Raw genomic sequence first — 22,460 nt, 5'->3', positions numbered from 1 at the left:
TTACTGTTTTGATGCTGTATAAATTGTTGCTACTCCAAAAGTTTGAGGCAAATCTTTTACATTTATAAACCCAATATTACGTAAAATATTGTTTAAAGCTTCACCATAAGGAAAAACAGAGGCGCTTTCGCTTAAATACTTATAAGCGGTTTTGTCTTTAGAAAACAATCTTCCAACGGTAGGAAGTATCACTTTAGAATGAAAATTATATCCTTGCTTGAATGGGAATTTTGTTGGTACCGACGTTTCAAGTATAACAAATATTCCACCTGGTTTAAGAACCCGTAAAATATCTTTTAAGCCATTTTCTAAGGTCTCGAAATTACGCACACCAAAAGCCACTGTAATGGCATCGAAAGTATTGTCTTTAAAAGGCATATTCTCACTATCGCCAATAATTAGCTCTATTTTATTGTCGAGATTTTTTGCTGCAACTTTAGTTTTTCCAACTTCAAGCATGCCACTACTTATATCTAAACCAATAATTTTTTCTGCACTAGTTTTTGCAAGATTAATCGCCAAATCGCCAGTTCCGGTAGCAATATCTAAAACAGATTTAGGATGGGTAGCTTTAACAATGTCTACCACTTTTTTTCTCCATTTAACATCAATTCCAAAAGAAATGACACGATTTAAACCATCGTACTCTTCAGAAATAGTATCAAACATTTTTGTAACCTGTTCTTTTTTGCCAAGATTGCTGTCTTTATACGGATTTACTTTCGTCAAAATCAAATTTTTTACAAAGATAATACAATGATTAGCCTTTAAAAAACATCAAAACAATTAATTAATTATCTTTGCAATCCCTTTCATATAAAATTAAGAATGAAAATAATTATTGCTGGAGCTGGTGAAGTAGGATTTCATTTAGCAAAATTATTGTCCTACGAATCGCAAGAAATTACGCTAATAGATACGGATAGAGAGAGTCTTTCGTATGCAGACAATCACTTAGACATTAAAGTTTTAAAAGGAGATGCCACCTCAATAGCTATGCTAAAAGAGGCAAAAGTAGAAGGTAGCGATTTGGTAATTGCAGTTACCGCTTCTGAAACCACAAACATTACCGTTTGTGTTTTAGCCAAACAATTGGGCTCTAAGCGTACCATTGCACGTATATCTAATACCGAATTTATCAAGCATAAAGACGAAGTGGGCTTTACTCGGTTTGGTATAGATGAGTTAATTTCTCCAGAAGCACTTGCGGCTTCTGAAATACAATTGTTATTAAGCCAATCTGCATTTAACGAAAGTTACGAATTTGAAGATGGTGCTTTAACTATGGTAAGTTTAAACTTATCGAGAACAGCATCTTTTGTTGGTAAAACTGTTAGAGAAGCGGCTCAATATTTTTCAGAAATTCACTTTGTTCCAATTGCTATACAACGATTTGGCACACAATACACCATAATTCCAAGAGGAGATACACAATTTAAAGAAGGCGATTCAGTAGTTTTTATTACAAGTGCTGGTGGAGGCGAAGAATTGTGCAAGATGACAGGGAAGACGAATACCGCAATAAAGAATGTTATGATTCTTGGTGGCAGCAAAATTGGCTATAAGACCTCGCGCGATTTGAGCGAAAAGAATTTTAACGTAAAACTTATTGAAAACAATAGAGATGCAGCATTTGATCTGGCAGATGAGCTTGAAAAAGTATTGGTAATTAATGGAGATGGAAGAAATGTCGAGCTTTTAGAAGAAGAAAATATTAGTGATATGGATGCTTTTATTTCGGTAACAGGAAATTCGGAAACCAATATCATGTCTTGCCTTGTTGCAAAATCTAAAGGTGTTAAAAAAACCATTGCATTAGTAGAGAATATGGACTATTTTGAGTTGTCGCAATCCATTGGGATAGACACTTTAATTAACAAAAAACTGCTTGCTGCCAATAACATTTTTAGATATATAAGAAAAGGTGATGTTGTTGCTATGACGAAGCTTAACAACATGAATGCCGAATTGCTCGAGTTTAAAGTAAAGCGGGTTTCAAAAATTTGCAACAAGCAAATTAAAGATGTCGAGTTTCCGCGTTCTGCAATAATTGGTGGAGTGATTAGAGATGGTGAAGGCTTGATTGCTTTGGGCGATTTTAAAATTGAAGAAGGCGATTATATTGTTGTCTGTTGCTTGCCAAGATCTATTAAAGAGGTCGAAAAATTATTTCTGTAATTTATTATGTCCAGAGGTATAAAACTTAATTATAAAATTATTTTCCATTTTTTTGGATTACTATTTCTTTTTAATGGTGGATTTGTATTGTTATCTGCTTTAGTAAGTTTTATATATAATGATGGTGTTACTTTAAACCTGTTTATTGCAGGAATAGTAACTGTGATTATTGGTGTAATAGGTATGCTTTACACCAGGAACCACAAAAAAGAAATGAACAAGCGCGAAGGTTATATAGTGGTTTCCTTTGGTTGGATTGTTATGGCCTTGTCTGGGACTATTCCGTATATTTTAACCGGATCTATACCTAATTTTACCGATGCTTTTTTCGAAACAATGTCTGGTTTTACAACCACAGGCGCTTCTATATTAAATGATATTGAAGTTATTCCTGAAGGTATATTATTCTGGAGAAGTTTAACGCATTGGATTGGTGGTATGGGAATTATTGTTCTTGCAGTAGCTATTTTACCACTTTTGGGTATTGGAGGCATGCAACTTTTTGCTGCAGAAGCACCAGGCCCTAATGCCGATAAATTACATCCAAGAATTACAGATACCGCTAAACGTTTATGGCTTATTTATTTTGGATATACAGCAGCCGAAACTATTTTACTTAAAGCAGCTGGCATGTCTTTTTTCGATGCCATAAACCATTCTATGTGTACGCTGTCAACAGGTGGGTTTTCTACAAAAAATGCAAGCATTGCTTATTGGAATGATGTGCCACTGGTACAATACATTATTATCTTATTTATGTTTTTGGCAGGAACAAATTTCGTGTTAAGTTACTTTGCTTTTAAAGGTAAAGTGTCTAAAGTTTTTCAAGACGAAGAGTTTAAATTCTATTTTAAGTTCGTTGCTATTTCCACTGTTATGGCTGCCGTGATTATTTATTTTAATGCAGATTTAAGTATATCTTCAATAGAACATCCGCAAGTTTTGGGTGCAGGCGAAAGTGCATTTAGGCACAGTTTGTTTCAAGTATTAGCCATTATCACCACTACGGGATTTGTAACAGCAGATTATACACTGTGGACGCCGTTTTTAACTATTTTCTTTTTTGGGCTAATGTTTCTTGGAGGCTCTGCTGGAAGTACTTCTGGAGGTATAAAAGTTGTGCGCCACCTCATTACTATAAAAAATGGTTTTTTAGAGTTTAAGCGTACGCTACATCCTAATGCTATATTGCCTGTTCGCTATAACAAGCGTTCGGTGCCTGGAAAAATTGTTTATAATATTCTTGGTTTTTTTATTCTTTACCTTTTATCATTTATCGCTGGAGCCTTAGGGTTCTCTATGATGCAAATTGATTTTGAATCTGCTATTGGTTTGGCAGCTTCAAGCTTAGGGAACGTGGGGCCTGCTTTAGGAGATTTTGGTCCGGTCAATAACTATGCAGCATTACCAGCCATAGGCAAATGGTGGTCTGCTTTTTTAATGCTTATAGGAAGGTTAGAACTGTTTACAGTACTTATTTTACTAACTCCTTTCTTTTGGAGAAACAGATAATCTTTAATTACTTTTCTTTCCAAGTATTTGTTTCTTAAAATAAACTGTAACATTTTTATTAAAACTGCTACATATATATAAAGCAGCTTTTCTTTTTTACTGAAGTAATTACACTTCAGTTAAATCCAATAGATATTTAGAATTTGCAAGTTCTTAATTACATATCTATTCATTTAATTTATTGTTTAATACCGAAATTATTCGGAATAATACTTAGAACTTATGGGTGGAGAAGGCGCAATGATGCATGCAAATCAATCTTTAAAAGCTAACAGAAAATTAGTTGGCAAACGCAAAGAGAAACGATTTAGTTTTGTGCATACAAGTACTGAAAAAACGGAATACGATTTACCACAATCGACACCAGAAACTTTAAAAATAATTAGACAAAATATGAAGCGTGAAAACAGAAGCAACCGCATAAAACGTTTTGTTATTTTAATACTTACAGTAACTATTCTACTAGCAATATTAACTTACTTTTTATAAACTATTTATATGCCACTTGGAGAATCTATGATAACCGTAATACGCAACAATAATTTGTTGCGTCGTGCTAAAAGCCATTTAGAGCACCAGTTCTTTGTAACAAAGAAGAAGGACACGTCTGGTTTTAATTTGCCAAAAGCCACGCCGGAATTATTAGAAAAAATTCGTTTAGAAATAAAGGTAGAGCAACAAAAACAAACAATTAAAACGTTAATGGCTTTTTTGGCTTTGCTACTCGTTTTAATATTGATAATTTTGTAAATATGGTGTCTATACCAAAGCAGCCTTGATCCTCCTAATGGCTTCTATAATCTGTTCTTGAGATGCAGCATAGCTAATTCTAATACAATCTGGATTACCAAAGGCGTCACCAGTAACAGTGGCAACAAGAGCTTCTTCTAATAAATATAAAGAAAAATCTGTAGCATTATTTATAGTTTTTCCACGTAAGGTTTTTCCAAAGAAAAAGGTAACGTCTGGAAAAACATAAAAAGCACCTTCGGGAGTATTGGTTTTAAAACCTTCAATATCTTCAAGTAAATTTAAAACCATATCGCGGCGCACTTTAAACTCGTCCACCATATAGTTTACCACACTTGGGTCTGCATTTAGAGCAGTAATAACAGCGCGTTGTGCAATGCAATTGGCACCACTGGTAATTTGTCCCTGCATTTTATTACAAGCACGAGCAATCCAATCTGGAGCGCCAATAAAACCTATTCGCCACCCTGTCATTGCAAAAGCTTTTGAGACACCGTTTACTGTAATGGTTCTGTCGAACATACCATCAATTCCAGCCATACTTGCATGCGGTTGTCCTGTGTAATTTATGTGCTCATAGATTTCATCTGAAACCACGTAAATATTAGGATGCTGTCTTAATACTTGAGCTAATGCTTCTAATTCTTCTTTACTATATAAAGAGCCACTTGGGTTGCAAGGAGAGCTAAACCAAAGCATTTTAGTCTTAGGCGTAATGGCAGCTTCAAGTTGCGATGCAGTCATTTTAAAGTCTGTATCTATAGTCGTTTTTACTTCTACAGGTACACCTTCTGCAACCTTTACAATATCGCTATAGCTTACCCAATACGGACAAGGCAAAATAACCTCGTCACCATCGTTTAAAAGCACTTGGGCAACATTATATAGCGATTGTTTTGCACCTGTTGATACTACAATTTGTGGTAAAGAATACTCTAAATTATTATCGCGTTTAAACTTAGTAATTACAGCTTCTTTTAATTCTACATAACCATCAACTGGTGTGTATGCGTTGTAATTATCGTTTATGGCTTCAATGGCAGCTTCTTTTATAAAATCTGGAGTATTAAAGTCTGGCTCACCCAAACTTAAACCTATAATATCTTTACCTTCTGCTCTAAGTTCTCTTGCTTTTGCTGCCATAGCTAAAGTGGCAGACGTAGACATATTTATAATACGTTCTGAAAGTTGTTGGCTCATTAAAATTGTTTAGTTAAGCTTGTAAAGCAGGTTTCATTCCCATTTCGCGTAAGTATCTAAAATGGGCTATAATTGCTTTACGTGTGGTTTTATATTCGTTATATGGTAAGTTAAATTCTTTTGCAGTTTCCTTAACAATTTTAGCTATTTTCCCATAGTGTACATGACTTATGTGTGGAAAAATATGATGCTCTACCTGGTGGTTTAAACCGCCAGTGTACCAATTAATAATTCTGCTTTTGGCTCCAAAATTCACGGTAGTTTTTAATTGGTGTATTGCCCAAGTGTTTTTCATTGTGCCATTTACTTCTGGTAATGGCATATCTGCATCTTCAATAACATGCGCTAACTGAAACACAACACTTAAAATTAATCCTGCAGTATAGTGCATAACAAAAAAACCAATTAATATTTTCCACCAGGCGATGTCTAACACAAGCATAGGTAATACAATCCATATAGCAACATATATAATTTTTGAAATAACTAATTTGCTCCAGTTAGTGACAGGATTCGGTAATTTGCCATAAGATAATTTACGCTTCATATATCGCTGCATCTGTTGCCAGTCTGTAGTAATAGCCCAGTTTATGGTTAATAAACCGTATAATAAAACAGAATAATAATGTTGAAACTTATGATGCTTTCTCCATTGGGTATGTTTAGAAAATCGTAAAATACGCCCTGCTTCTAAATCTTCGTCATGCCCATGAATATTAGTATACGTGTGGTGTAGCACATTATGCTGCACTTGCCAGTTGTATACGTTTCCAGCTAAAATGTAAATACTGCTTCCCATTAAACGGTTAACCCATTCTTTGTTAGAAAAAGAACCATGATTACCGTCATGCATAACATTCATTCCAACTCCAGCCATTCCAACTCCCATGACAATAGTTAGTAAAAGTTGTGCCCAACCAGGTATATTTAAAGTTAAGATTAAAAAATATGGTGCTAAAAACAACGTAAACATCACTATGGTTTTTACCCATATTTTCCAATTGCCAGTACGCTTAATGTTGTTGTCTTTAAAATAAGCATTTACACGCTTATTAAGTGTTCTAAAAAACTTTGCAGAATCAGTTCTTGAAAAAGATAAAGTTTGCTTTGTCATAGTATAATGTTTAGAATAGGATAACGCACTAAATGTGCCAATCTTATTATTTCGCAAAGATAAATAATAAATGTGAGCGAACTAATAGAGAAATTCATAAAAATATGGACAATTTATTTCTACTTTTGCAAAAAAAATTATGCTATGGATCTCATTTTAAAATACTTCCCTAATCTTGCACAAGATCAAATTGAAAAATTTACTAAGCTTGAAGCTTTGTATCAAGATTGGAACCTTAAAATTAATGTGGTATCAAGAAAAGACATAGACGAGTTGTATTTGCGTCACGTTTTACATTCATTAGCCATAGCAAAGATTATTAATTTTAAGGCAGGTACTAAAATTATGGATGTTGGTACAGGAGGTGGTTTTCCAGGCATTCCATTAGCTATTTTATTTCCAGAATGTTCATTTCATCTGGTAGACAGTATTGCAAAAAAGCTTAAAGTGGTTAACGAGGTAGTTGAGGGTTTGGGTCTGGAAAATGTAAAAACTACACATACAAGAGTAGAGGACATTAAAGAAACCTACCACTTTATTGTAAGTAGAGCAGTAGCAGCTATGCCAACTTTTGTACATTGGATTAAGGGCAAAGTAGCAAAAGAACAAAATAATGACCTTAAAAATGGAATTATATATTTAAAAGGTGGTGATTTATCTAATGAGCTTCAGGATTACAAAGCGATAACGATTTATAATATTTCAGACTTTTATTCTGAAGAATTTTACGACACCAAAAAAATTGTGCATTTACCAATTAAATTCAAGGGCTAAATACTATTTGTTTTAGGTTTCAATATTTAAAACGAATCAAAATTAAAAATTTCTTGTATAAACACTAATAATCACGTACTTTTGCAGGCCGAAAAACCAGTAGGTTTTTTGTGTAAAAAAATAATAAGATTCCCAATATCATGGGAACCAACAAACAACTATAATAATGAGCCCAGCAGGAAAATTAACCTTCGATGTTTTAGTAGAAATTCCAAAAGGAAGTAGAAACAAGTATGAATACGATTTCGATTTGAATAAAATTCGTTTCGATCGCATGTTGTTTTCTTCAATGATGTATCCTGGAGATTACGGGTTTATTCCGGAAACATTGGCATTAGATGGAGATCCGTTAGATGTTTTAGTTATGGGTACAGAGCCAACGTTTCCAATGTGTGTAGTAGAGGTGAAGCCAATTGGCGTGTTTCATATGGCAGACGAAAAAGGACCTGATGAGAAATTAATTTGTGTACCTGTTACAGATCCTATTTGGAACACTTACAACGACATTCAAGATTTAAATCCGCATAGAATAAAAGAAATTACGCACTTCTTTCAGGTATATAAAGACTTAGAAAAGAAAAAAGTAGATGTTGGTGGTTGGGGAGACGCAAAAGAAGCTTATGATATTTTAAACAAATGTGTCGCGCGTTACGAGAATAGCGAGCATAAGAAAAATGGCGATTTTAAAATTTAATTGCGCTTCTTTATAATATAAAAAGTCTTTCGAAAGTTATTTTGAAGGGCTTTTTAACTTTTAAAAAGTTTTTACTTAGTATATTTGTGGTGTGATATATCAACCTGTAATATTATTTATTAGTGGTGCCGAAATAGCCCTTATTCTACTGGTAGTAGTCATGGTTTTTGGTGCAGATAAAATTCCCGAGATTGCACGAGGTCTTGGTAAAGGCATGCGCACACTTAAAGATGCCACTAACGATATTAAAAGCGAAATAACCAAAAGTGCTGAACAAAATGGCTTGGATACCAGCATTACTAAGGATGTGCAGGAGGAACTAAAAAAAGTAAAAGACGATCTTGAGGATTTTACAGGTTCTATAAGTAGAAAAATGTAATTTTTATTTTTTTAGCTCTGTTTTCAGAATTTCATTTTTTAAAAGTTAAAAAAATGTGAAATATTTAATATATTTAGAGTCTAACCCTTTAAAAATATTTTATGAAAACTATTCCCTTTAAACTATTACTTGTAGTTTTAATCATTTTTTCATCATGTTCAAAAGATGTCACCAACGACTTTCAAGAAGAAGAACAACAACAATTCATCGACCAATCTAAACCGTTAACAATCGAAGAAATAAATGCCGAAATTGAGTCACAACTCAATAAAGGTCAAGAATTTAGTTGGGAAAATGAAACCGATCATTTTCTTTGGAGTGCAGTAGTCCACGGTAATAATATTTTAACAGTAGGCTATGGTAGTAAAGATGAGAATTTTAGCGAAAATCGATCTCAAAAATTAATAGCTACAAAAGACAATATTATTAACACTATTGAAAGTTTAGAAGGTTATAAAAAAAACAGAGAAACTGTTGTAGAACACGAGATTATTAACGTTTTCGATGTAAAAATAGAAAACCTAAAGACCATTAAGGAGTTAAGGCAGATGGAAGGGATTAGGTATTTAGAACCAAATGGTTACAACCACTATGGAGCAGATAATGCCCTGAAATCCAGTTCTGGATGTAGTAAAAATGGGGAGTCTATAAACAGCTCACATTACACGACCATAGCTCCAAATAATGCACAAGTATCTTGGCATTTTAGCGAACATAATATTCCGCAAGCATGGAATTATAGTACAGGTTCTGGAATAACTATTGGCTTAATAGACACTGGTGTATCGCAGTCTCAATCTTTGTTAAATGGCAATGGCTTTAAAGATGGTTATTCGTCTAACTCAAGATTTGTTCAAAAGTATGGTACGTTTATAGACTCGAACTGGTGGTGGTCTAATAATTACGATGGGCCTCACGACAAATGTGGTCATGGTACTGCAATGGCATCGACTATGGCAGCACCACGAAACGACAATGGTATGCCTGTTGGTGTAGCATACAATGCTAATTTAGTAGCTTACAGAGCAACAGAAGATGTGTTACTAAACGATTATCACGAACGTAAAGGCGTATCTAAAGCACTTACAGAATTAGCCAACAGAAGTGATGTAAAAATTATTTCTATGTCTATTGGCTACGTTTGGTCTATTGGCAATGTTAAAGATGCTGTAAAATATGCGTATAGTAAAGGAAAATTAATATTTGCAGCTGGCGGAACGTCTACAAGTTTTACCAACGGTTATGGTGTAATATTTCCAGCAAGTATGAGTGAAACTGTTGCAGTTACAGGAGTTGACGATGGACCAAATTATGAACGTTGTGAAGTGTGCCATAGTGGTAGTAAAATAGATTTTACCATTATTATGGAAGGCGATAACAATACAAGCAAAGCACCACCAGTGTTAGGTTTTTATAATAACCAGAGACGTTATACAGGAGGATCATCTGTTGCAACAGCAACAACGGCAGGTATTGCTGCATTAGTATGGGCAAGACATCCAAGTTGGAGTAGAACGCAAGTATTAAATAAGCTTAAACAATCTGCAGAATTTTATCCTAACAAGAGTTCAAATTTTGGTTACGGTAACATTGATGCTTTGCAGGCCGTGCAGTAGAATATAACAACCTTTTAAAAAAATGAAAAAACCTCTCGATTTTTGAGAGGTTTTTGTTTTTTAATCGAGCGTCCAAATTAACGCCTTTTCTTTAGTGGCACGAAAAATAGTATGATGTTTCTCGTTTGGCTCGTTCGAATACTTCCAGGTTAAATTTTCTGGTGCTACACTCTCAAAGGTTTTTGCAAGACTCTTAGTATGTATGGCTATGTCTTCTGTATTGGATCCAGCAAACCATAACTTTATTTCTTTATCTGTAAAATTTTGCAAAAGATTAGGTGCCTCTTTTTCTAAGTAATGATCATTCCACCAAAGCGATGGATCCATGGCTATATAAAAATCGAAAGTTTCGGGCTCGGTAAAAAAAGTTTCCATTACAAAAAGGCCAGCTAAAGACTCGCCTATAATTCCTTTTTTGTCTGTGGTTCTATATTTATTATTTATTTCTGGTATTAATTCATTAGTTATGAAGGCTCTAAAATTTTTAGCACCATCAGTAATAGGACAATATTCGGCATCTGCTTGCACATTAGAAAAGCCGGTTAAATCTCTTCCTCTTTCGGTATTTTCTATCCCAACCAATAACATTGGAGGAATATGTTTATCTGCAATTAATTTTGCAAGTGTATTTGCTATGTGCGGAAAATCTTCTTTTATCCCACCATCAGGCATATATAAAACGGGTAATAAGATGTTTGTGTTTTCATATTGTGGAGGCATCCACACATTAATAACTCTATCTTCTTTAACATTTGTTGAGGTTATGGTAAAATTATCGTGAGTTGGTATAGGATCGTTAGAGTGTAGTTGTTTTGCACAACTACAAAAAATAGCAAACAGTAGGAAAATGTAGAATACTTTATGCATGTAAAATTGAATATTTATAGTATAAAATTATTTATAAGAGTTAAACTATTGAACTTAAATCTTTCTGCTTATGGTTAATCCATCCCGAATAGGCAAGACAACAGTTTCCACCCTTTTGTCTTCTTTTAAAAGGCTGTTATATGCTAATACGGCTTTAGTCATTTTATCTTTAGGGTCGAGTGCCTCAATAACCTTTCCGCTCCATAAAACGTTGTCCGATAAGATAATACCTCCTGTTTTTAAAGTGTCGATAATTAAATTGAAATAGTTAATATAATTATCTTTATCTGCATCAATAAAAACCAGATCGTACGTTTTATTAAGCTTAGGAATTATTTCTAAAGCATTCCCTAAATGCTGAAAAATCTGGTTTCCGTAATCAGACATATCGAAAAATTTTCTCTGAAAATCATACAGCTCTTCATTAACATCTATGGTGTCAATTGTTCCTTCCGGTTTTAGACCTTCAGCCAAACATAAAGTTGAGTAACCCGTAAATGTACCAATTTCTAAAATGTGTAAAGGGTTTATTAGTTTAGAAACCATACTTAGTACTCGACCTTGATATGGACCGCTCGACATACGCGGTTGTAGTATTTTTTGAAACGTTTCTCGTGTAAGCTGCTTAAGTAATTCTGGTTCGTCTTCAGAATGTGCAACCACATAATCGTCGAGTTTTTCTGGTATAAAGTGCATGATTTTAATTAAGTTGAATAGCCTTAGATTCTTTATTTACTATTTACCCTAAAATTCTATTTACCAATTTCTGTTTTGCAGTTTCATCGTCTCCGCACAGCCATCTTATAACATTATCTTCCCAAATAGCATCGCGTTCTGGCTCTGTAATTATGTTACGGTCTATCGCCAAATCTAAAATTTTTCCAGGATAAGACGATTGTTTTTCGCTTTCCATTTCACCAAGAGGATAAGGATCGTCAAGTCCCATAAGTACCTGCTTAGAACCTTGATTTCTAATTAGTAATTCTAAGCCTCCCGTATCATGAACTAAAGTATCGAAAAATATGTTTTTATGTCCTACGGCTTTTCTTGGGTGGCTTTTACCTTCAAAAAGGTCTGGTCTGCCATCGAAACCTTGAATACGTCTACCTAAATTAATCTGCGCTAACTGTCCGCCATGGGCAAAACAGGTTCGCATATTAGGGTATTTATCTGCGTAGCCATTAAGTGTTAAAAAATGATAGGCATCTGCACATTGAGCCAGCATCCAGATTAAGTGAAAACGCCATGAGGTGTTTTCTAATTTAATAAATTTCTCACCATCGTAAGGGTGTATTTCTACAGCAAGATTGTATTTGTTTGCCAGCTCAAAAATAGGTTCGTTTTCCTCATCAAAAATACAACGCCAAGTACCAATAGTATCCATATAATGTGTTGGTAAACACAATAATTGCATACCTAATTCTTCTACACAACGCTCAATTTCCCAACAGGCACCACGTACAAAACCAGGATGTACCACAAAACCACATGTAAATTTAGTTGGGTTCTCCTTTTGTACTTTAGCATTAAAATCGTTTTGAAACCGCAAAGCCTGTTTCATTTCTTCAACACGTAACCCATTGCCATATAATTGCGATAAGTTTAAAACAACCGCATGATCTATTTTAAAACGTTCCATCCACTCCAGCTTTTCGTCTAAGAAAAAACTGGAATCTGTCACTGGACGGCTCCAATCTTTTTGAAGCATAAATTTTCGGTCTTTATCTACCCAAAAAATACCTTTATCCTGCATAAACTGTGGGATTTCCTCTGGATAAGGTAATAAATGTGAGTGGCCGTTTATTCTTAGTTTGCGTTTATTCATGGTTGTTGTCATTCTTAAAAAGGTAGAAACTTATTAATGGTCCGTTTAATTAAACAGATTGCCACGCCAAAAAAGGCTCGCAATGACGGTTAATTTTTAATCAATTTGTACTTTTTGTGGTGGCTCCATAGTTTCTCCACAGTTAGGGCAGCTTCGTTTCTCTTTATCACCATAATAGTTGTCAAATATTTTAGGCATATCCGTTTCAATATTTTCAACGGTAAAATCCTCTTCGTATAACTTAGTTGTGCAATTTTCGCAAAACCAAAGTAAGGCATCCTGCACGCCTTTTTCTCTTGGATACTCAATAACTAAACCTACAGTATTAGCTCCTCGTTGTGGAGAATGTGGTACTTTAGGTGGTAATAAAAAAATCTCGCCTTCTTTTATATTTATATTTTTTGGTGTACCATTCTCAATAACCTTTAAGACAATATCACCCTCTATTTGATAGAAAAACTCAGGTGTTTCATTATAATGATAATCCTTTCTGGCATTTGGCCCACCAACCACCATAACAATAAAATCACCATCTTTCCATACCACCTTATTCCCGACTGGAGGTTTTAATAGATGACGGTTTTCTTCAATCCATGCTTTAAAATTTACAGGAGGATATAATTTACTCATAATGTTTCTATTTTGGGCGTTACCCTAAAGGGTCAGGCTTTCAAGGCTCGCTCTCTGCGAGGAGCTCAAACAAACCTTTCAATCCTTAACGCGAATTACTCTACTAATATACAAAGACCTCACAGGTTTTTAAAACCTGTGAGGTCTAAAATTACAAACTATTTTAAAGCGACTTAGTTCTACCACCATCAACAGGTAAATTAATACCATTAATGTAGGCAGCACGGTCACTTGCCAAAAACGTAATAGCATCTGCTAATTCTTCGGGTTTTGCAAAACGATTTGCAGGTACAGCGCTTTTCATGGCAGTGGCAGCTTCTTCTTCGGTTTTACCTGTTTTATCTGATTTGTTTTTAATAATTTCTGCTAATCTATCGGTTCCTGTAGCGCCAGGTAGTACATTGTTAACTGTAATACCAAATTGTCCAAGTTCATTAGCTAATGTTTTACTCCAATTTGCAACAGCACCACGAATGGTGTTACTAACACCTAAACCATCTAAAGGCTGTTTTACCGATGTTGATATAACATTAATAATGCGGCCATATTTTTCATCTTTCATAAACGGAACAACCGCTTGTGCTAACACATGATTACATTTTAAATGTTGAGTAAAAGCATTTTCAAACTCATCAACTTCAGCCGAAAAAACCGGTCCGCCTTTTGGTCCACCAGTGTTATTTACCAGAATATGGAAGCCGTGATTTTCTTTAATAAAAGTTTCCACTTTTTCTTTTAAGGCCATCGGGTTTGAAAAATCTGCAACTATATAATCGTGATTTCTATGTTGAGGTAATTGTGCCAAGGTCGCTTTTAATTTGTCTTCGTTTCTTGCAATTAGCGTTACAATGGTGCCTTCTTCGGCTAAAGCTATTGCAGTTGCTTTTCCTATTCCTGCTGTGCTTCCGCAAACTAATGCGTATTTGTTGTTTAAGTTTAAGTTCATTGTTTTAATATTTTTTGTCTGGTCGAGCGCAGTCGAGGCCTTAATTATTTTCTGGGTTATAATCAGAATGTGTTGCATTTCTGCATTCAGAGAGTATTTGTAACATGTCAAACTTTCCATTTGCTAATGCAAATTTCTTTTTAGCACTCTATTTTTTAATTTTCTTTTCAAAATATATAGCTTGATTAATGTCGTTAAATTGTTGATGAAATATTAATTTTAATGGTCTTCTTTTATAAGTAGAGCAACTTTTATTTAACCCAATCTGATGTTCCTCAAAACGTCTTGAAATATTATTAGTAACACCAGTGTAAGTTAAGTTATCTGAGCATTGCAATATGTAAACAAAATAAGATTTCATAATATACCTCTCGACTGCGCTCGAGGAGACATTTCATTGTTTTTTAGTATTTTATACAAACATTCTTTGCTTCTGTAAAAAAGCGTAAGGCTTCAAAACCACCTTCACGACCAACACCACTGGCTTTAACGCCACCAAAAGGTGTGCGTAAATCGCGCAACATCCAAGTGTTTACCCAAACAATTCCTGATTGTAATTGGTGGCTCATTTTCATGGTGCGTTTTAAATCGTTGGTCCACAATGTAGCCGATAAACCATATTTTACTTTGTTTGCCATTTCTAATACTTCATCTTCCGTTTTAAATGGCATAATGGTTACAACCGGACCAAAAATTTCTTCTTGATTAACACGGCATTCGTCACTTTGTACTTCAATTACTGTTGGTTGTAAATAATAGCCATTATCATATCCTTTAACAGTCACTTGGTTACCACCACAAAGGATTTCTCCATTTTCATTTTTGGCAATTTCTATATAGTCTTTTACTTTTTCAAGATGTGGTTTTGAAACCAAAGCACCAATATTTGTTGAAGCTTCAGATGGATGACCAACGTTTAAAGCTTTTACTTTTTCAACAAAATCGGTTTTAAATTTTTCATAGATACTTTCTTCTATAAAAATGCGACTTCCACATAAACATATCTGACCTTGGTTTGCGAATGATGAACGTACCGTAGTATCTAACATGTTCTCATAATCGCAATCTGCAAAAATAATGTTTGGGTTTTTTCCGCCTAATTCTAAAGATAGTTTTTTAAACATAGGCGCTGCTACTTTTGCGATGTGTGCACCTGTTTCCGTGCCACCAGTAAAGGAAATGGCCTTAATATCTATATGCTCAATTATGGCTTGTCCTGTGGTTGTACCTAAACCGTGCACGATATTTAAAACACCTTTTGGCAGACCAGCTTCATTACAAATTTCGCCTAATAAATAAGCCGTCATTGGTGTTACTTCACTCGGTTTTGCAACCACGCAGTTTCCTGCAGCTATGGCTGGAGCAATTTTCCATGTAAATAAATACAGAGGTAGATTCCATGGCGAAATACAGCCGACAACACCAATGGGCTGGCGCAACGTGTAATTTATGGCTTGTTGCCCAACACTTTCATGGCTTTCGCTCGCAAATTGTGTAATGGCATTACCAAAGAATCTAAAATTACTCGCAGCTCTTGGAATATCTATTGCCTTTGCTAAGCTTACAGGTTTGCCGTTGTCTTTGCTTTCGGCTTCTGCGAAGCGTTGCAAATTTGCTTCTAATAATTCTGAAATTTTAATTAATATACGGCTACGTTCTTCTAAGCTGGTTTGCGACCATTGCTTAAAGGCAGATTTTGCACTTTTATAAGCTTGCTCTACATCTTCTTTTGAAGAGTTTGGAATTTGTCCGTAAACTTCGCCATTAGATGGATTATAGTTGTCAATCCACTTGTTGTTAACTGGATTTTTAAATTCGCCGTTTATGTAGTTTTTTATGTTTTCCATCTTGTTATTCCTGCGAAAGCAGGAATCTACTTTTAGTTCAATTTAAATTAGATTCCTGCCTACGCAGGAATGACAGTTACGATTTCTTATAAGCCATCACTTTAATCTCAACTACTAAATCTGGATGCGGTAATTGGTGCACAGCGACTGTTGTTCTTGTTGGTCCGTTTTCTTTTTCAAAAAATTCGGCATACGCTTTATTGTAATCTGCGAAGTCATTCATATTTACTAAAAATGATGTGACATCAACAACATCTTTTAGGCTTGCACCGACGCTTTCTAAAGTTGTATTTATATTTTTTAAAACTTCTTGCGTTTGTGTGTAGGCATTTAAGCGCTTGGTTCCCATATTATCGATAATATCAACTCCAGCAATGGTGTTGTCTGGTTTTCGTGAGCTTGTTCCTGACACGAAAATAAAATCGCCTACTTGCTTTACGTGTGGATATGCACCTCGTGGTGTTACGCCTGTTCCTTTTGAAACGTTAATGTCTTTATTATTATTCATAATATTTTTACTTTTTATATGTTCATTTTTTTTTTTGATAAAAAAACGAACCAAAAAAATCATTACCAAGCCAAGGAATTTTTCAGTTTTGCAAACTGAAAACCGATTTGAAAACTCCGCGTCGCACTCTCGTGCTCCTGTCCTTCGGAGCTTTTCTTCATCTATTCTTCGCCTTGGTGTTCAATTCTGCGAATTGATTTTGAGACTTGACCTTTTATTTTGTTTGGTTTTAATTCCAATGTATTTTAACTTTTCTTAATTCTTAATTCTTAATTCTTAATTCTTAATTCTTAATTCTTAATTCAAAATTATTTTAATCCCGCAATTGCATCGTCTTCTAAAATGGCCTCGGTTTGTGTTTTTACTTGTTTTAAAATGTCTTTTAAATCGTCTGTTGGTTTAATTTCCTTATCTGCTAACAAATTTAAAATGACTTTGTCTTGGGCTCTTCCACGTAGCATAGCTTCTCTATAGCCAATATGCTCGTTGAAAGTTACTAAACTATATTTAGATGAATATTCATCTGGAAATGCTTTTTCTAATGCCATTTCAATTTTTCGTTTTTCCTGAAATATGGCTTGTCCGACGTGGTCTTTCATTTCATGAAAGTTATCTATTGCCAAATCGGCAATGGCATCGGTATCTTTTTTTCTATTTTTTTCATAGGTTTCAAAAATTGCTTCCCAACTCCCTAAATTTTTATCTAAAACCTTATCGAATTCCACGACATCTTCAAAAGAGGCATTCATGCCTTGTCCGTAAAATGGTACTATTGCGTGAGCCGAATCTCCCATAAGTAGCGTATTACCTTTATAATGCCATGGAGAGCATTTTACGGTGCCTAAAGGTGCTGTTGGATTCTCGAAAAAATCATCGAGTAAATTTGGCATTAATTCTAAAGCATCGGGAAATTCTTTTTCAAAGAATGCCGTTACCATTTCTGGTGTGGTTAAATTATTAAAATTATACTCGCCTTCGGCATAACTTAAAAACAATGTTACTGTGAAACTGCCATCTAAATTTGGTAAAGCGATAATCATAAAATCACCACGAGGCCAAATATGCAATGCGTTTTTATAGGTTTTGTAATCTCCTGTTGCTGTTGGCAATATGCTTAGTTCCTTATAACCGTGTGTTAGGTAGTTTTGCGAAAAACTGAACAAAAATTTCTTCTCTAAATAATAGCTTTTTCGCAATGCAGATCCTGCGCCATCTGTTGCAATAATGCAGTCCGCATCTTCTATAAATTCATCTTTCGTTTTGTAATCTATAAACGTGGCCGTTGTATTTTCGAAATCAACCGACTTACATTTTTTATTAAAATGGATGGTTACGTTGTTGTGTTTTTCAGCTTCGGTTAATAGTAGTGCATTTAATTCGCCTCGTGAAATGGAGTTAATGTATTCGTGTTCGCGACCACTGTAGTTAGATAGAAACGTATTACCGTCTTTGTCATGAATCATACGACCATTCATTGGGATGCATAGTGCTTTAACTTTATCTTCAATGCCACATAATTTCATAGCTTTATTGCCACGATCTGAAAATGCTAAATTTATAGAACGACCTGCAGAAATATCTGTGCTTCTTAGGTCTGGTCGCATTTCGTAAACAGTAACATTGTAGCCGCGTTGGCCTAAACGGAGTGCTAAAAGTGAGCCGCAGAGTCCTGCACCTATGATTAATATGTTTTGTTGTTTCATTTTGTTATTTCTACAATTGCAGTAGTGTACTTTTGTTTTAGTTTTTTAAAAAGTGCTTCGCCTTTTAAGTCAAACCTTCCGATTTTTCTTCGAAAAACCACCTTCCTTCGGCTGAAGGAAGGAACTGTGATGTATGTTTATTTATGTTTTTTTTTCGATTTCAATTTCAGTTTTTTAGCTTTCTTAATTCTTAATTCTTAATTCTTAATTCTTAATTCTTAATTCTTAATTCTTAATTCTTAATTCTTTAATTCAAAATAGCTTTTAATCTTTTCACCATATTATACACATCTTGAAAGGAATTGTACAATGGTACTGGTGCGCAACGGATAACGTCTGGTTCACGCCAATCGCTTATTACGCCGCTTTCGGTTAATTTATTATGTAAAGCTCTGTTTGCATTTTTTACCTGAATAGAAAGCTGGCAACCGCGTTCGTCTGGATTGCTTGGTGTTATAATTTTTATGTCTGAATTGTTAAGTTCATTAATTAAAAACTCGAAATAACCAGTTAATTTTTTAGACTTTTTAATCAGTTTTTCCATACCAACTTCAGCAAAAATATCGGCTGATGCTTTAATGGCAGCCATAGATAATATGGGAGGATTGGATAATTGCCAACCTTCGGCTCCAGGTAATTGGTCAAACTCACCACGCATATTAAAACGTGTTTCTTTATTGTGGCTCCACCAACCTGTAAACCGGTTTAAGTTCTTGTTGTGTGCATGACGCTCGTGAACAAAACAACCTGATAAACTTCCTGGTCCAGCATTCATATATTTATAGGTACACCAAACGGCGAAATCTGCTCCAGAGTTGTGCAAATCTAAATTTACATTTCCTGCACCATGTGCACAATCGAAACCAACCATGCAGCCATTTTTATGTCCAAGTTCTGTAATGCGTTTTAAATTAAAAAACTGACCAGTGTAATAATTAACACCACCAATCATAATCAATGCGATCTCATCGCCATGTTTATCCATGATAGCTTCTAAATCGTCGTAATTAGCTAATTCTTCACCTTTGGGTGCTTTCCACAAAATTAAACCTTCTTTATCGTCGTAACCATGATGTCGTAATTGCGACTCTACTGCATACTTATCACTTGGAAAAGCATCAGCTTCAATTAAAATTTTATAGCGTTTTTTTGTTGGCTTATAAAAGCTTACCATCATAAAATGAAGGTTGGCTGTTAGTGTATTCATTACAACCACTTCAATGGGTTTAGCGCCAACCACATTTGCCATGCTTTCGGTTAAAAACTCATGATATGGTAACCATGGATTTTTACCTTCGGTATGTCCTTCAACACCTAAATTAGCCCAATCCTCAAGTTCTTGGTTTATATAATTTTTAGTTGTTTTTGGTTGTAAACCAAGAGAATTTCCGCAGAGGTAAATTAAATCATTTCCGTTTTTATCTTTAGGGATATGAAATTGATTTCGGTATTGTGCTAATGCATCTTCTTTGTCTAATTGCTTTGCAAAGTCGAGGCCTAATTTATAGTTTGACACGTTTTTGTTTTTATAAATTATTGTGTAATTACTTTAATGTCTGTAAAATTAAGATTCCAGTTATCGTTTGGTCTTTTATGATCTTGAGCGATTTTAATACCATTAAAATCCTGGTAGTTTTCAAAAGTATTTATCATAGATGGCTCTGTCGCATTGGCTTCTCTAAAAGCCCATTCTTTAATAAGATAATTATCATCATAATAAATATCGTAAGCGTCACCAGGTGTGTAGCCACCTTTTGCTGGATAGGTTATAGTTATTTTGTTAAGCTGATTTTTACTAATTGGAGCTTCGGTTTTAGTTGGCTCACTAACCGTAGCACTGGTGTCCCAGATAAGTTGAAACGGTACTAACGCCCAATATTTATCGTTAATAAAGGCACGGTCTGCCTTGAGGCTTTCTTGTTCAATTTTAAAAGTGTTATAGGTAATGGTATCGTTCTTGGTATGCATGGTTACCTCATTTACTTTAGGTTTCCAAATCCATGAGCGTTCAAAATGCGTGGTGTCTTTATCGACATTAAAGGTAAAATGGAATTCTGAAACATTATCCCAATTTTTAAAGCCGTGCGCATTGGCTATTTTTTCGGATAGCGTATATTCTTTTTGAGGTATTTCTTCTTTACAAGATGAAAAAATTAGCAAGCATATTATGAGTAGTCGATACATGTTTTGTGGTTTTCTTTCAAAGCTAAGAAATAATAATTAGTTTTGGTAAAATACCAACCAGAGATGAGCGATAATACAAAATATTTTAAAGCAAATAAGGCAACGTGGAATGAAAAAGTAAAGGTGCATGCCGAAAGTGATATGTATGATCTGGAAGCTTTTAAAAATGGAGCATCGTCTTTAATGCCATACGAATTAAAAGCTTTGGGTGACGTAAAAGGAAAATCTCTGTTGCACTTACAATGCCATTTCGGGCAAGATACTTTAAGTTGGAGTAGGTTAGGTGCTGCCTGCGTTGGTGTGGATTTGAGTGATGAAGGCATAAAACTCGCTCAGCATTTAAACAGCGAATTAAGTTTAGACGCAAAGTTTGTGTGCTGTAATGTGCTGGATACGGCAGAAATTGTTGCAGATACTTTTGATATTGTATTTACAAGTTATGGTGTTATAGGTTGGTTGCCAGATTTAAAACCTTGGGGAAAAATGATTGCCGAAAAACTTAAAATAGGCGGTACATTTTATATGGTAGAATTCCACCCAATAGTTTGGATGTTCGATTATTTAGAAGGGAAACCGGTTATGAAATATGGTTACATGCAAGACGACGTTATTTACGAAGAATATGAAGGAACGTATGCCAACCAAGATTCTAAAATGATTAGTAAAGAATATGGTTGGAATCACGGATTGAGTGAAGTTATAAATGCTTTAACTGAAGCAGGGTTACAAATTGAATATTTAAATGAATACAATGAAAGCCCTTATAACGTATTACCCGATTTGATTGAAATCAAATCGGGTAATTTTATAACCAAAGATAAATTATATCCTCTTATATTTGATATTAAAGCGACTAAGGTTTAATGCGTATTTTTCTTTAAAACCTCAGGCATTTTAGCTTGAAAGCGTTTTAATCTTGGGACAGATACATTTCTAATATAACTGTTGTTAGGGTTTAGCCTTTCGTAGTTTTGATGATAATCTTCGGCTATCCAAAATTTTTGAAAAGGATATACTTCTGCAGCTATCGTTTTATCAAGTTCTTTAGCTAAAGCCTCTTTTTTAGTTTCAATAATTTTCTTTTGCTCATCGTTTTGATAAAATATAATCGAACGGTATTGAGAGCCTCTATCTGGTCCTTGACCGTTAACCTGTGTTGGGTTTTGTGATGCAAAATAAACATCTACCAAAGTTTCGAAACTTACTACATCTGGATTGTAAATAATTTCTACTGCTTCAGCGTGTCCTGTTCTGCCTGTATTGCTAGATTCGTAGGTTGGGTTTTTGGTATGTCCGCCAGCATAACCGCTTATAGATTCTTCAACACCTTTAACACTTTCGTAAATGGCTTCAACACACCAAAAACAACCACTTGCAAAATAAGCTTTTGCCATACCGTTTTCTATTGGCACTTCAACAGGTGTAGCCGTTTTCACAGCGTCTTGAGCTGTAGTTTCATTGGTGTTTTGTGCGGTATTTTTGCAGCTAAAACATAAACTTATTGCGAGTAGTACTATTATTTTTTTCATAATCTGTCTTTTTTATTCAGTCGTAAACACTTACGTAATTTTACATAGTAGAGTTTAAATTTATGTCTAGTCCTAAATAACCGATACAGATTATTAAAGGATTAAATTTATTAATTAAAGCTGAACAATCATATGATTGTTCAGCTTTTTTGATTTGTATTGTTTTCTTTTCAATTTGTTTTGTGCGTGCATTTGTATTGGTGT

24 protein-coding genes are annotated in these 22,460 nt (G+C 34.6%); 9 read left to right on the top strand and 15 right to left on the bottom strand.

The window, feature by feature from the left end:
* Nucleotides 1-732 carry a bifunctional demethylmenaquinone methyltransferase/2-methoxy-6-polyprenyl-1,4-benzoquinol methylase UbiE gene (gene ubiE / locus ACVC43_RS00425; protein WP_452222608.1) on the bottom strand — a complete coding sequence of 244 codons (732 nt, stop codon included), beginning with the start codon at nucleotides 730-732 and terminating at the stop codon, nucleotides 1-3.
* Between the two features lie 96 nt (nucleotides 733-828).
* On the opposite strand from ubiE, the gene trkA reads away from it, so the two are divergent.
* From trkA to ACVC43_RS00405, 4 genes are all read left to right on the top strand, one after another.
* Nucleotides 829-2,178: a Trk system potassium transporter TrkA gene (gene trkA, locus ACVC43_RS00420; RefSeq protein WP_452222600.1), complete on the top strand. Its 1,350-nt coding sequence runs from the start codon at nucleotides 829-831 to the stop codon at nucleotides 2,176-2,178.
* 6 nt (nucleotides 2,179-2,184) lie between these two features.
* Nucleotides 2,185-3,690, top strand: coding sequence for a TrkH family potassium uptake protein (locus tag ACVC43_RS00415; RefSeq protein WP_452222599.1), 1,506 nt, complete (start codon nucleotides 2,185-2,187; stop codon nucleotides 3,688-3,690).
* Nucleotides 3,691-3,912: 222 nt separating this feature from the next.
* On the top strand, nucleotides 3,913-4,179 hold the full coding sequence (locus tag ACVC43_RS00410) for a hypothetical protein (RefSeq protein ID WP_452222598.1): 267 nt from the start codon (nucleotides 3,913-3,915) through the stop codon (nucleotides 4,177-4,179).
* A gap of 9 nt (nucleotides 4,180-4,188) precedes the next feature.
* Entirely contained in the window at nucleotides 4,189-4,440 is a 252-nt protein-coding gene (locus tag ACVC43_RS00405; protein ID WP_452222597.1) for a hypothetical protein, read from the top strand.
* A 9-nt stretch (nucleotides 4,441-4,449) separates the two neighbouring features.
* Here the strand turns inward: ACVC43_RS00405 and ACVC43_RS00400 are convergent, their stop codons facing one another.
* A complete protein-coding gene (locus ACVC43_RS00400) occupies nucleotides 4,450-5,640 on the bottom strand; it encodes a pyridoxal phosphate-dependent aminotransferase (RefSeq protein ID WP_452222596.1) in 1,191 nt (396 codons plus the stop codon).
* Nucleotides 5,641-5,653: 13 nt separating this feature from the next.
* On the bottom strand, nucleotides 5,654-6,754 hold the full coding sequence (locus ACVC43_RS00395; protein ID WP_452222595.1) for a fatty acid desaturase family protein: 1,101 nt from the start codon (nucleotides 6,752-6,754) through the stop codon (nucleotides 5,654-5,656).
* A 144-nt stretch (nucleotides 6,755-6,898) separates the two neighbouring features.
* On the opposite strand from ACVC43_RS00395, the gene rsmG reads away from it, so the two are divergent.
* From rsmG to ACVC43_RS00375, 4 genes are all read left to right on the top strand, one after another.
* The gene (rsmG, locus tag ACVC43_RS00390; RefSeq protein WP_452222594.1) at nucleotides 6,899-7,528 is read left to right on the top strand and encodes a 16S rRNA (guanine(527)-N(7))-methyltransferase RsmG; all 630 of its coding nucleotides are present in this window, start codon (nucleotides 6,899-6,901) and stop codon (nucleotides 7,526-7,528) included.
* Between the two features lie 166 nt (nucleotides 7,529-7,694).
* On the top strand, nucleotides 7,695-8,222 hold the full coding sequence (locus tag ACVC43_RS00385; RefSeq protein WP_452222593.1) for an inorganic diphosphatase: 528 nt from the start codon (nucleotides 7,695-7,697) through the stop codon (nucleotides 8,220-8,222).
* A 91-nt stretch (nucleotides 8,223-8,313) separates the two neighbouring features.
* Nucleotides 8,314-8,601, top strand: a complete 288-nt coding sequence (locus ACVC43_RS00380; RefSeq protein ID WP_452222592.1) for a Sec-independent protein translocase subunit TatA/TatB — start codon at nucleotides 8,314-8,316, stop codon at nucleotides 8,599-8,601.
* A 101-nt stretch (nucleotides 8,602-8,702) separates the two neighbouring features.
* The gene (locus ACVC43_RS00375) at nucleotides 8,703-10,217 is read left to right on the top strand and encodes a S8 family peptidase (protein WP_452222591.1); all 1,515 of its coding nucleotides are present in this window, start codon (nucleotides 8,703-8,705) and stop codon (nucleotides 10,215-10,217) included.
* A 60-nt stretch (nucleotides 10,218-10,277) separates the two neighbouring features.
* Here ACVC43_RS00375 and ACVC43_RS00370 read toward each other — a convergent pair whose 3' ends face one another.
* The 11 genes from ACVC43_RS00370 to ACVC43_RS00320 form a co-directional block, all read right to left on the bottom strand.
* On the bottom strand, nucleotides 10,278-11,084 hold the full coding sequence (locus tag ACVC43_RS00370) for an alpha/beta hydrolase (protein WP_452222590.1): 807 nt from the start codon (nucleotides 11,082-11,084) through the stop codon (nucleotides 10,278-10,280).
* Between the two features lie 54 nt (nucleotides 11,085-11,138).
* A complete protein-coding gene (locus ACVC43_RS00365) occupies nucleotides 11,139-11,780 on the bottom strand; it encodes an O-methyltransferase (RefSeq protein WP_452222589.1) in 642 nt (213 codons plus the stop codon).
* Between the two features lie 43 nt (nucleotides 11,781-11,823).
* On the bottom strand, nucleotides 11,824-12,909 hold the full coding sequence (locus ACVC43_RS00360; protein WP_452222588.1) for an amidohydrolase family protein: 1,086 nt from the start codon (nucleotides 12,907-12,909) through the stop codon (nucleotides 11,824-11,826).
* 96 nt (nucleotides 12,910-13,005) lie between these two features.
* Nucleotides 13,006-13,539, bottom strand: a complete 534-nt coding sequence (locus ACVC43_RS00355; protein ID WP_452222587.1) for a 3-hydroxyanthranilate 3,4-dioxygenase — start codon at nucleotides 13,537-13,539, stop codon at nucleotides 13,006-13,008.
* 163 nt (nucleotides 13,540-13,702) lie between these two features.
* Nucleotides 13,703-14,485 carry an SDR family oxidoreductase gene (locus ACVC43_RS00350; protein ID WP_452222586.1) on the bottom strand — a complete coding sequence of 261 codons (783 nt, stop codon included), beginning with the start codon at nucleotides 14,483-14,485 and terminating at the stop codon, nucleotides 13,703-13,705.
* A 148-nt stretch (nucleotides 14,486-14,633) separates the two neighbouring features.
* A complete protein-coding gene (locus ACVC43_RS00345; protein WP_452222585.1) occupies nucleotides 14,634-14,846 on the bottom strand; it encodes a GIY-YIG nuclease family protein in 213 nt (70 codons plus the stop codon).
* A gap of 43 nt (nucleotides 14,847-14,889) precedes the next feature.
* Complete coding sequence (locus ACVC43_RS00340; RefSeq protein ID WP_452222584.1) at nucleotides 14,890-16,332, bottom strand: aldehyde dehydrogenase; 1,443 nt, start codon at nucleotides 16,330-16,332, stop codon at nucleotides 14,890-14,892.
* Nucleotides 16,333-16,408: 76 nt separating this feature from the next.
* Nucleotides 16,409-16,840, bottom strand: coding sequence for a RidA family protein (locus ACVC43_RS00335; protein ID WP_452222583.1), 432 nt, complete (start codon nucleotides 16,838-16,840; stop codon nucleotides 16,409-16,411).
* A 308-nt stretch (nucleotides 16,841-17,148) separates the two neighbouring features.
* Nucleotides 17,149-18,543 (bottom strand): FAD-dependent oxidoreductase, encoded by a 1,395-nt coding sequence (locus ACVC43_RS00330; RefSeq protein WP_452222582.1) that lies wholly within the window; start codon nucleotides 18,541-18,543, stop codon nucleotides 17,149-17,151.
* 247 nt (nucleotides 18,544-18,790) lie between these two features.
* Entirely contained in the window at nucleotides 18,791-20,059 is a 1,269-nt protein-coding gene (gene kynU, locus ACVC43_RS00325) for a kynureninase (RefSeq protein WP_452222581.1), read from the bottom strand.
* A gap of 17 nt (nucleotides 20,060-20,076) precedes the next feature.
* Nucleotides 20,077-20,727 carry a hypothetical protein gene (locus tag ACVC43_RS00320; protein ID WP_452222580.1) on the bottom strand — a complete coding sequence of 217 codons (651 nt, stop codon included), beginning with the start codon at nucleotides 20,725-20,727 and terminating at the stop codon, nucleotides 20,077-20,079.
* Between the two features lie 63 nt (nucleotides 20,728-20,790).
* Between ACVC43_RS00320 and ACVC43_RS00315 the strand changes: the two genes are divergently transcribed.
* A complete protein-coding gene (locus ACVC43_RS00315; RefSeq protein ID WP_452222579.1) occupies nucleotides 20,791-21,591 on the top strand; it encodes a class I SAM-dependent methyltransferase in 801 nt (266 codons plus the stop codon).
* Here the strand turns inward: ACVC43_RS00315 and msrA are convergent.
* On the bottom strand, nucleotides 21,588-22,256 hold the full coding sequence (gene msrA, locus ACVC43_RS00310; RefSeq protein WP_452222578.1) for a peptide-methionine (S)-S-oxide reductase MsrA: 669 nt from the start codon (nucleotides 22,254-22,256) through the stop codon (nucleotides 21,588-21,590). The two genes, ACVC43_RS00315 and msrA, sit on opposite strands and share 4 nt — an antisense overlap.
* Nucleotides 22,257-22,460: the final 204 nt, after the last annotated feature.

This window comes from Lacinutrix chionoecetis, from assembly GCF_053604665.1.
Note: the sequence above shows the minus strand (reverse complement) of the source record. Positions and strands in the feature narration are given on the sequence as shown.

What these genes read in the sequence shown, in the direction of transcription:
- trkA (WP_452222600.1), top strand. Translation starts at nt 829, where the DNA reads ATGAAAATAATTATTGCTGGAGCTGGTGAAGTAGGATTTCATTTAGCA.
- ACVC43_RS00415 (WP_452222599.1), top strand. Translation starts at nt 2,185, where the DNA reads ATGTCCAGAGGTATAAAACTTAATTATAAAATTATTTTCCATTTTTTT.
- ACVC43_RS00410 (WP_452222598.1), top strand. Translation starts at nt 3,913, where the DNA reads ATGGGTGGAGAAGGCGCAATGATGCATGCAAATCAATCTTTAAAAGCT.
- ACVC43_RS00405 (WP_452222597.1), top strand. Translation starts at nt 4,189, where the DNA reads ATGCCACTTGGAGAATCTATGATAACCGTAATACGCAACAATAATTTG.
- ACVC43_RS00400 (WP_452222596.1), bottom strand. Translation starts at nt 5,640, where the DNA reads ATGAGCCAACAACTTTCAGAACGTATTATAAATATGTCTACGTCTGCC.
- ACVC43_RS00395 (WP_452222595.1), bottom strand. Translation starts at nt 6,754, where the DNA reads ATGACAAAGCAAACTTTATCTTTTTCAAGAACTGATTCTGCAAAGTTT.
- rsmG (WP_452222594.1), top strand. Translation starts at nt 6,899, where the DNA reads ATGGATCTCATTTTAAAATACTTCCCTAATCTTGCACAAGATCAAATT.
- ACVC43_RS00385 (WP_452222593.1), top strand. Translation starts at nt 7,695, where the DNA reads ATGAGCCCAGCAGGAAAATTAACCTTCGATGTTTTAGTAGAAATTCCA.
- ACVC43_RS00375 (WP_452222591.1), top strand. Translation starts at nt 8,703, where the DNA reads ATGAAAACTATTCCCTTTAAACTATTACTTGTAGTTTTAATCATTTTT.
- ACVC43_RS00370 (WP_452222590.1), bottom strand. Translation starts at nt 11,084, where the DNA reads ATGCATAAAGTATTCTACATTTTCCTACTGTTTGCTATTTTTTGTAGT.
- ACVC43_RS00365 (WP_452222589.1), bottom strand. Translation starts at nt 11,780, where the DNA reads ATGCACTTTATACCAGAAAAACTCGACGATTATGTGGTTGCACATTCT.
- ACVC43_RS00360 (WP_452222588.1), bottom strand. Translation starts at nt 12,909, where the DNA reads ATGAATAAACGCAAACTAAGAATAAACGGCCACTCACATTTATTACCT.
- ACVC43_RS00355 (WP_452222587.1), bottom strand. Translation starts at nt 13,539, where the DNA reads ATGAGTAAATTATATCCTCCTGTAAATTTTAAAGCATGGATTGAAGAA.
- ACVC43_RS00350 (WP_452222586.1), bottom strand. Translation starts at nt 14,485, where the DNA reads ATGAACTTAAACTTAAACAACAAATACGCATTAGTTTGCGGAAGCACA.
- ACVC43_RS00345 (WP_452222585.1), bottom strand. Translation starts at nt 14,846, where the DNA reads ATGAAATCTTATTTTGTTTACATATTGCAATGCTCAGATAACTTAACT.
- ACVC43_RS00340 (WP_452222584.1), bottom strand. Translation starts at nt 16,332, where the DNA reads ATGGAAAACATAAAAAACTACATAAACGGCGAATTTAAAAATCCAGTT.
- ACVC43_RS00335 (WP_452222583.1), bottom strand. Translation starts at nt 16,840, where the DNA reads ATGAATAATAATAAAGACATTAACGTTTCAAAAGGAACAGGCGTAACA.
- ACVC43_RS00330 (WP_452222582.1), bottom strand. Translation starts at nt 18,543, where the DNA reads ATGAAACAACAAAACATATTAATCATAGGTGCAGGACTCTGCGGCTCA.
- ACVC43_RS00320 (WP_452222580.1), bottom strand. Translation starts at nt 20,727, where the DNA reads ATGTATCGACTACTCATAATATGCTTGCTAATTTTTTCATCTTGTAAA.
- ACVC43_RS00315 (WP_452222579.1), top strand. Translation starts at nt 20,791, where the DNA reads ATGAGCGATAATACAAAATATTTTAAAGCAAATAAGGCAACGTGGAAT.
- msrA (WP_452222578.1), bottom strand. Translation starts at nt 22,256, where the DNA reads ATGAAAAAAATAATAGTACTACTCGCAATAAGTTTATGTTTTAGCTGC.